This is a genomic window from Pseudomonas sp. UMAB-08, from assembly GCF_900095225.1.
In the GTDB taxonomy this organism is placed as follows: Bacteria; Pseudomonadota; Gammaproteobacteria; order Pseudomonadales; family Pseudomonadaceae; genus Aquipseudomonas.
Genome location: NZ_LT607436.1, coordinates 55,040 through 63,134, shown reverse-complemented (window position 1 = coordinate 63,134; position 8,095 = coordinate 55,040). Strand labels below are relative to the sequence as shown.

The 8,095-nt window shown below is 52.4% G+C and carries 7 protein-coding genes and 1 pseudogene; 4 read left to right on the top strand and 4 right to left on the bottom strand.

Annotated elements, in window-relative coordinates; translation table 11 throughout:
* Positions 1-447 precede the first annotated feature (447 nt).
* A complete protein-coding gene (locus tag K0F75_RS23970; RefSeq protein WP_219064451.1) occupies positions 448-1,176 on the bottom strand; it encodes a metallophosphoesterase in 729 nt (242 codons plus the stop codon).
* Between the two features lie 310 nt (positions 1,177-1,486).
* Here K0F75_RS23970 and K0F75_RS23965 point away from each other — a divergent pair, with 310 nt between their 5' ends.
* Entirely contained in the window at positions 1,487-1,942 is a 456-nt protein-coding gene (locus K0F75_RS23965; protein ID WP_219064450.1) for a helix-turn-helix domain-containing protein, read from the top strand.
* Between the two features lie 93 nt (positions 1,943-2,035).
* Here K0F75_RS23965 and K0F75_RS23960 read toward each other — a convergent pair whose 3' ends face one another.
* From K0F75_RS23960 to istA, 3 genes and pseudogenes are all read right to left on the bottom strand, one after another.
* Positions 2,036-2,506, bottom strand: a complete 471-nt coding sequence (locus tag K0F75_RS23960) for a hypothetical protein (protein ID WP_219064449.1) — start codon at positions 2,504-2,506, stop codon at positions 2,036-2,038.
* Positions 2,507-2,585: 79 nt separating this feature from the next.
* A complete protein-coding gene (gene istB, locus K0F75_RS23955) occupies positions 2,586-3,341 on the bottom strand; it encodes an IS21-like element helper ATPase IstB (RefSeq protein ID WP_219064448.1) in 756 nt (251 codons plus the stop codon).
* Between the two features lie 17 nt (positions 3,342-3,358).
* A pseudogene (istA, locus tag K0F75_RS23950) lies at positions 3,359-4,861 on the bottom strand (IS21 family transposase).
* Positions 4,862-6,204: 1,343 nt separating this feature from the next.
* Here istA and K0F75_RS23945 point away from each other — a divergent pair.
* Genes K0F75_RS23945 through K0F75_RS23935 form a run of 3 tightly spaced genes read left to right on the top strand, consistent with a single transcriptional unit; the run spans position 6,205 to position 8,035 of the window.
* On the top strand, positions 6,205-7,110 hold the full coding sequence (locus K0F75_RS23945; protein WP_219064447.1) for a hypothetical protein: 906 nt from the start codon (positions 6,205-6,207) through the stop codon (positions 7,108-7,110).
* A complete protein-coding gene (locus tag K0F75_RS23940; RefSeq protein WP_219064446.1) occupies positions 7,107-7,439 on the top strand; it encodes an STAS-like domain-containing protein in 333 nt (110 codons plus the stop codon). The genes K0F75_RS23945 and K0F75_RS23940 overlap by 4 nt, the downstream gene beginning before the upstream one ends.
* Complete coding sequence (locus tag K0F75_RS23935) at positions 7,439-8,035, top strand: hypothetical protein (RefSeq protein ID WP_219064445.1); 597 nt, start codon at positions 7,439-7,441, stop codon at positions 8,033-8,035. The genes K0F75_RS23940 and K0F75_RS23935 overlap by 1 nt, the downstream gene beginning before the upstream one ends.
* Positions 8,036-8,095 lie beyond the last annotated feature (60 nt).

The window sequence follows — 8,095 nt, the reverse complement described above, 5'->3', positions numbered from 1 at the left end:
CAACCGTTCAGTTCGTGGGGCAGGCGTATTTCACCAGATTTGGAAGTCTTTTCCAGAGTTTCCCTAGGCATTATTGAACCGAACAAAAGGGGCCGATGGCGCCGTTCTCAAACCACCAGTGAGCTATCACGTAAAGCCCACCGCCCTCGGCTTGGACGACCAGGTAACCATCGCGGTAATAGCGTTTTTCGATGGGAGGTGTGTGCGCAGGAAGTCCTTCAGGAAACCGATTCCTATGGTCACAAAACATCAAACCCGTCATACGGGGCGGCCGCTCAAGAGCACAGGCTAGAAACCCAACGATGTCGTAGTCTGGTATGGCTTTTCTGGCGTTCAATATCACCGTAGGCAGACGTGAAAAACGGAAGTCAGCAAGCGTCGCTCCGTACGTTTTGATCATGTACCTGCTATACATCGGATCATCTCGATTAATCACAGAAAAGGTCATTAAATCTGCACTTCAAAACCAGCCTGAAATCCAGTTTCTTCCCCTGGATAACCTCGTGGATTTGAGATCAGTCTGCACCCGGTGAGCTCGATATCAACAGCTCGATGCGTGTGTCCAAATACCCACATATCCACCTTTTCTATCAGGTTTGGCCAATGGTTTGAATAGGCTGCATTTAGGTGGCCATCAGTCTTATCGCCAGCAACTGATGGTGTTGGCGCGTGGTGAGTAATGACCACGGTCTTACCGTCAAAAGGCTTTTCAAGCTCTTGGCTTAACCATTCGTACGCCGCCTTATTTCGACTTGAGACATCATCTGGCCGAAGACGACGGTAAGAAGCATCGGCCCTGATAACTCGAAAATCGTTCATGCAATCTCGGGCTAGAGTGCTCGCAGCGACCATGTTTCCCGTCGTAGAAAAATCAGTCCACGCGGTCGTGCCGAGAAAGCGGATTTGCTGCCAAACAAATACCTGGTTTTCCAGGATGTGAACGTGAGGTGCCGCAGCGTCTCTCATTTTTTGGAGCGTGCGATCGATGTGCCCTCCGTAAAATTCGTGGTTGCCAAAAATGTAAATCACAGGACAACGGAACGTGTCATTAGCCCACTTCAACCCTTTCACTTTTGTACCAATGTCGCCCGCCAGAATGACAAGGTCGGCGTCAGTTTTTTGTGGTGAAAATTCGCAAAATTCAAGGTGTAGATCTGAGTAAATCTGAATTTTCATAGTGCTACATCAACTCGATTTAGCGGGTTATTAATCTGCTTCACTACGCACAGAACCATGGCTATCAGCGCCGCTCGACCCATGAACCATGGCTCTCACTCGATTTAGCGATATATTGGCGAGTGGATAAATTTTCGAAAAGGCCAGCAGATGTCGCCCCGACAGCAAGTGACCAAGGCATCTACTCCGACAGCCTCCGGTGGCCCGATCATGCGTGGTCAAATCCGCATGTTCCGCATCGATGACTATAAGCATTTGTGCGGAACAACGCAAACGCGGCATACCGTTTTGTTTTACAGGAACGTCTAGAATGTCGCTTCGCAATGCCTTCGCAGCAGCCCTGCAATTCGTGCGGGCACACCAAGGTTTATCTCAGCGAGCCGTCGCCAGTACGATGGATCAGTCGCATGTGAGCCGGCTGGAGGGGGCAACAAGATCGGTATCGCTGGAGGTAAGCGAGGAACTGGCCGAAGCATTACAGCTTCATCCGATGTCATTGCTGACGCTGGTATACGCAGCCCAGAGTGGGCAGTCGCCGCAAACCATTTTGCAACGCACCCGTGACGACCTTGAATCCTTAGCGCTTTTAAATGCTGTTGTGCCAGCAGCCCCCACCAGGCCTGATCATCCGAGAGTGGTCGAGGCAGCTGAACTAGGTCGCCAAGTGAGCGATCTTTTAGCTGAAGGAAATTCACAAGCCGAGGTTGCTCGATTGCTTGGGGTGTCGAGGTCGACGATCACCAGGCATGTGCAGAGAAAGAGCTGAGGTCTCAGCTAGGAGAGGATTCGATCTGATTGGCCGTCGGTGGCGACCAATCAAGGACAACGTGCCACGAGAGTGACAGTTACCCCTTTCTGCTCAGTTGCTAAATCCAAGCTGATTGAGTTGCCCTTTGAGGAAGCTTTCCTTCAATACTCTCGGGAAAGACACCGCAAGCTTCCACATCACGTAGATGAATCCTACAGGGACAATAATGCCCAGCCATCCACCCATCAGCAGCCCCACAAAGCTCAGCGGAATAAAGAGCAGGGCCAGCATACCGGCGCTCAACCGCATCTTGCCGATCCACATCTTGAATCCATTCTCCTCATAGATTTTCTGGCCATCTGACTTTTTGATTGCAAAAAGAATGTAGCCCAGCCGACCAAGTTTCATGAAGTAAAAATCACCCTCAATGCCCGGTCGCATGTACGACTCGATGAGCTGCCCTACTCCGACTTTTTTGACGAGCTTGGTGCTGCCGTCTTTTTCGGCAATGCGCAGATAGGTGTATTCGCTGCCATCTGGCTTGTTTGACGATGGGCTGCGGATTCCACGCCATTCGGCCACTCATTCCACTAACATCCGGCCACCTATTCCACGCTTATCCGGCCGGGCAGTCGGAGCGCAGCGACGCTGGTTTGTATTGTTAGTCTGAAGTACCCGCTGTCGTCAATTTCGTTGAGCGCCTGCGCATTGATTCGCCCTTCAGTTCCAAGCGGTAAGCGTTGTGCACCAACCGGTCGAGGATCGCGTCAGCCAAGGTCGGATCGCCGATCAGTTCGTGCCATTTGTCCACCGGCATCTGGCTCGTCACCAGCGTTGAGCGGTGGCCGTAACGGTCGTCGAGCAGTTCCAGCATGTCGCGCCGTTGTTCGGTGGTAAACGGGGCCAAGCCCCAGTCATCAAGGATCAGCAGGTCGGTCTTGGCGTAGCTGGCCATTAGTTTGGCGAAACGACCGTCGCCGTGAGCCATGCCCAAATCCTCCATCAACCGTGGCAAACGCAGGTAACGCACGCTGTAGCCGTCCCGGCAGGCCTTGTGTGCCAGCGCACAAGCCAGCCAGGTTTTGCCCACGCCAGTGGGGCCACCGATGATCAGGTTCAGGCCATCGCGCAGCCATTGGCCGCTGCCCAGTTGCAGGATCAGTGACTTGTCCAGGCCACGGGGACTGCGGTAATCGATGTCCTCCAGGCAAGCGTTATGGCGCAGTCGGGCCGCTTTTAGGCGGCTGCTCAGGCGCGTGTTTTCACGTTCGGTCAGCTCGCGATCAACCATCAGGCCAAGACGCTCATCGAAGCTGATGTCATTGATGTCGGGCGTTGCATGTTGTTCGCCAAGCGCCTTGATCATGCCGTGCAGGCGAAGGGTTTGCAGCTTGTCGAGTGTAGGATTGGGTAGCATTTTGGTGTTCCTTCAGGTCAGTGGTAGTAGCCGGGGCCGCGCAGGTTGATGTGTTCTTCGGGTAACAGCGGCAGGTTTTGTTGGGCCAGTGGCAGCCTTTCAAGACCTTGGCGCAGGATCGATTAACTGCACGCGCCCAGCGCCAGGGCGCGCTGGCACGCAGCTTCCAGCCGATCTTCGCCATGGTGTTTTCCTAGGCGCAGGATGCCCAGACAAGCACGGAAGCCGTGCTGCGGATGGATCCGGCGTTCGAGGATGTAGGCGATGACGCCAGCGGTGTTTGGCCCGGTTTGCTCCGCCCAGCCGATCAGCCGTTGCGGTGTCCATTCGGCGTGCTCGCGATGGCTCTTGGGCATGTGCTCGGTCTGCGTGGTGTGGCGGCCTTTGTGCAGCGAGCGCAGATGGCTGGCCACGCGCTGGTTGGCGTTAAAACACTCCACCGTTTGCGCCGTCAGGCGCACCTCTAACTGATGCTTCACCAACTGGTACGGCACCGAGTAGTAATGGCCGTCGACTTCAACGTGGTAGTCGATGTGTACCCGTACCTTTTTCCATTCGGCGTAGACGTAGGGATGTTCCGGCAGCGGTTGCAACGCCGGTTGGTCGATGGCCTCGAAGGTCGAGCGACGTGAGCCTGGTAGTTTCTTAAACGGCTTTTGGTTGAGGCGTTCGAGCAGCACGCCGATAGCCGTATTAAGTTCGCCCAGCGAGAAGAACTGGCGATTGCGCAAGACCGCCAAAATCCAGCGCTCGACCACCTGCACGCCGACCTCAACCTTGGCTTTGTCCTTGGGTTTACGCGAGCGAGCGGGCAACACGGCGACCCCGTAATGCTCCGCCAGATCACGGTAGCTGGGATTGATGTCCGGCTCGTAGCGATGGGCTTTGCTGACGCCGCTGCGCAAATTGTCCGGCACCAGGATCTCGGATGTCCCGCCGAGAAAAGCAAAGCAGCGCACGTGCGAGCCCAGCCAATCCGGCAGTTTCTGCGACCAGGTGGCTTCCGCAAATGTATAGCTGGAGGCTCCCAGAACGGCGACGAATATCTGGGTCTGGCGGATTTCGCCTGTGTGCCGGTCGATGACCGACACGGTCTGGCCGGCGTAGTCGACGAACAGCTTTTCGCCTGCGCGATGCTCCTGACGCATGACTACGTCGACCTTGGCGGCCCAGAGGCGGTAGTGCTCGCAGAACCAACTGTACTGGAAACCTTGGGGTTGGCTGAGGCGGTACTCCTGCCAGAGCAGAGCCAGTGTGACACCGGGACGACGCAGTTCGGCGTGAGTCTTTGCCCAGTCAGGCATGGGGCGCTGTTCACTGGGGACAGCTGGAGTGGGCGGAAAAAGACTTCGTTGCAGCTCGGCATCGGTCAGTGCAGAGGGCCAAATCAGCCCGCTCGCAGCAAAGCGATTGAGGTAATCCCCGACGCTGGCCCGCCCGACTTGCAAGCTGACAGCGATCTGGCGAGCAGACAGGCCGACCTCAAATTTGAGGCGTAGTACTTCTCGAATCTTACGCATGGATAACCTTTCCACGACGACCTCTCTGCTTCGATAAAAGAGGTCGATAGTAGTGAATTAATCCTGCGTCGCTGCCTGCCTTAAGGGTGGCCGGATGTGCGTGGAATGGGTGGCCGGATCACCGTGGAATCAGTGGCCGGATGCTCATGGAATAGGTGGCCGGATGACCGTGGAATCCCCAACGATGGGCCGACCACTTCCAGCTTACCGCTGACTACGGTTACTTCTTACATCACACGCATCCTTGGCTATTAATTTCTGGCGTCAAAACGCCATCATAAGCAAAATACTAAGTAAGTAAGTCTTAGCCAGATTCATAACCAATTTCCGACGCATTTCAGGACTCCGCTCAAGGGTTGCGATTTCTACGCCATCACAGCAGATACAGGCAGCCTCACATCAGCGATGCACAGCCCACACTATGGGAGTGCCCGCTCCTTGCTTGCCAATGGCCATTGCATGTCCTCAATGGTCACGGCGAACTTCAGCTTCCGGATCATGCCTTTGAGGCGTTGCACTGGATGAGGAGCCGCCATCACAAACTGTCCACCCCCCATCTCTACGAATTCACTTTTATCCCAGGATTTATCGGGCCTAGGGGCCCTGCTCAACGTCACGTTCTGCCGGGCATCTCGCAATAACAATAAAGCACTGCTAGTTAGTGCTCTCGTTTAGGGCAAAGCCGAAGACCAAGGGTTCAGGCCTCAGCGCAATACCGAATGTTTTCTACCCCGGTCAATCTTCGTCTGTTTTGATCTACCAAACCATTTTTTCGACTCCCAAGGAAGGATCGGCCCAGCATATGCGGCACTTTATGTACCTTACCTTGGAAAGCGAACGCCTCCTCTCGGCATAGAAGGTATGGGAGGCTGACCTGAGTTTTTGAGTGCTCGAGATACTAGGCGGTGTTGTCTATGCTCAGGATTCAAGCCGAGAGAAGCTCGTACCTGAACAGGAATCGTGATTAAACCTTTGGAGCAAAGATTCGCGGTAGCCATAGGGTACCTTCAAAGGAAATATTTACATGATAGGCCGCACTGCGTGACATAACTGATTTGGCGAGACAATCTACTGTAGTACGTATCTGCTGCTGACAGCCTCACGGCGAATAGCTCGAAGCCCTTCAGCTCCATTGCGAAACGGGGCCCGCAACGACTCATTGTTTACCCCATCCTACGGATCAGATTTTGGGCCCGTCCCCTACGCTGCCCCATTCACGCCCCCTCCTAAAGCCCTCGCAAACCATACCCAGCCAGATGTAACAGTTAGACACGCTGGCTGAGCCCTAAGGGGGGGTGTTAAGCTTCACAGTCCGTGCGTCTTGACCCTTTATGAGAAATGCTATGAGGTCGGCCTTAGCTCCACAGCATATATGCATTTATAGGGATGAATACCTCCCTGAAACCATGAAGTTTTTCCACCATATCGAAGATTTCATCAAAGCTCGCGAGCCAGTCCTTATTGACTTCTCTGATTGCGCATCGATTAGTGCTGCTGCTGCCGTTATTACATTTGCAAAAATCACTAGATACCAACTTATAGCCGACAGTTTTGGCATGAAGCTCGGGCATCAATCAATACAGATCAAGTTACCAACTGACAAAGACGTTAGAAACTTCTTCCGAAGTACCGGCTTCTATGATGCCATTAGAGCAGGAGGACGAAATAAACTTGAACGCCTTTGGAATGACACTCACAACCCTTTCAAAACATCCAACGCGCTTCAACCTGATATCTCCACCCTAATCAAACATCTTAAGGCACGATTAGGAAAAACACCAGAAAGGTTGATGTCCGCACTCAGCGAAGGATATCTGAATATAAACCACCATGCATATGAAAGTAGTTTAACAGAGGAGCTCTATGGCCGTTGGTGGCAATACACAACGTCTATAAAACCAAATGGAACCTTCAGCGTTATATTATATGATGCCGGAATTGGAATTCCAGGCAGCCTAGAGAACAAAATTCGCGAGGCGAAGTGGTATTCCGCGACTGACAACCAAGTCATTGAATTCGCCATGAAAAAAGGCAATTCCCGGTATCCCGACAACTTCGGGCGCGGCAATGGTTTTAGCAATATCAAACAGCCCGTAGACGTCAACAAACAGGCAAAACACCTCTTAATAGCAAGCGGAAGAGGCTCGGTCACCTATAAAGATCAGAAAATTGTAAACTCCGAGCTGCTTACAAATTACGGGTACGGTGGTACACTGATTGAATGGTGCTTTGACGGAGAAATGAAATGACTGATGCACATATTGCCAATATATCTGTAGGGGACTTTTCAAAAACCCCATATGGAAGATATGAACGCGACGGGAAATATAATGCGTCCGCATTTCGTGACGCAAAACTCGCACCGGCGTTCCAGAACCCAGAAATTACAATAGTCAATGTCTACTTGGACACTGTAGAAGAAGGTTATGAGTACGGTTCGTCCTTCCTTGAAGAAGCATTCGTTGGCCTAGTGAGAAAATGCAATATAAGCGCCAATGATGTACGAAGAAAACTTAACATTATCACAAACCACAAAGATTACATTCTTGAGATTAACGAATACTTGGAACATATTTAATGGAGCTAAAATCATACTCAGATATTGTTACGATCGTTATCTCACCATTACTCACCGTACTGGCAGCTGTATTTGGCTGGATTATCGTCATACGTGATTCACGTGCCTCAGCGCATCGAGCTGAAGCAACGGAGCTGCTAACTCTAGTGGTAAGCACTACTGTGGAACTCAATCGTCGCGCTGCGAGTTTCCTTCTGGATAAGCCGGAAAATCGCAAGAACCATCGCGCTTGGGTTTCGTCTGTAAATGTGGATATAGCCTCGCTTCGTGCTCGCGCAGCCATTCTCAAAGACGTTTACGAGATCAGCATCTCGGACGACTTCTTTTACAGGATACGACGAGCGTTCACGTATGATGCCGAAGCCTACCATGAGTACACCTCAGATCAGGTTTCCCAAAAGATCGACATGCAAACCGTGCAAGTCTCAAAAATACTCTCCTCCCTATACGACCTATACCCAAGCAAAAAAAGTTTGGTAACTTGGTTGAAGGGGTTCGTAGGGAAGACAAAAAACGGGACTGAAGCGAAGGCAAACGAGAGCAAGCCGAACTCCCCCCTTATCGCTGCTGCAGACACCGCCGCTCCAATTGCATGAAGCGCTAAGCAGTTTTGCTCAGCGAGGCAATGAGGAAGCATGAAATGCCTCACTGAACCA

Coding starts and splice junctions, on each gene's coding strand:
- K0F75_RS23970 (WP_219064451.1), bottom strand. CDS start 1,176: ATGAAAATTCAGATTTACTCAGATCTACACCTTGAATTTTGCGAATTT.
- K0F75_RS23965 (WP_219064450.1), top strand. CDS start 1,487: ATGTCGCTTCGCAATGCCTTCGCAGCAGCCCTGCAATTCGTGCGGGCA.
- istB (WP_219064448.1), bottom strand. CDS start 3,341: ATGCTACCCAATCCTACACTCGACAAGCTGCAAACCCTTCGCCTGCAC.
- K0F75_RS23945 (WP_219064447.1), top strand. CDS start 6,205: ATGAGGTCGGCCTTAGCTCCACAGCATATATGCATTTATAGGGATGAA.
- K0F75_RS23940 (WP_219064446.1), top strand. CDS start 7,107: ATGACTGATGCACATATTGCCAATATATCTGTAGGGGACTTTTCAAAA.
- K0F75_RS23935 (WP_219064445.1), top strand. CDS start 7,439: ATGGAGCTAAAATCATACTCAGATATTGTTACGATCGTTATCTCACCA.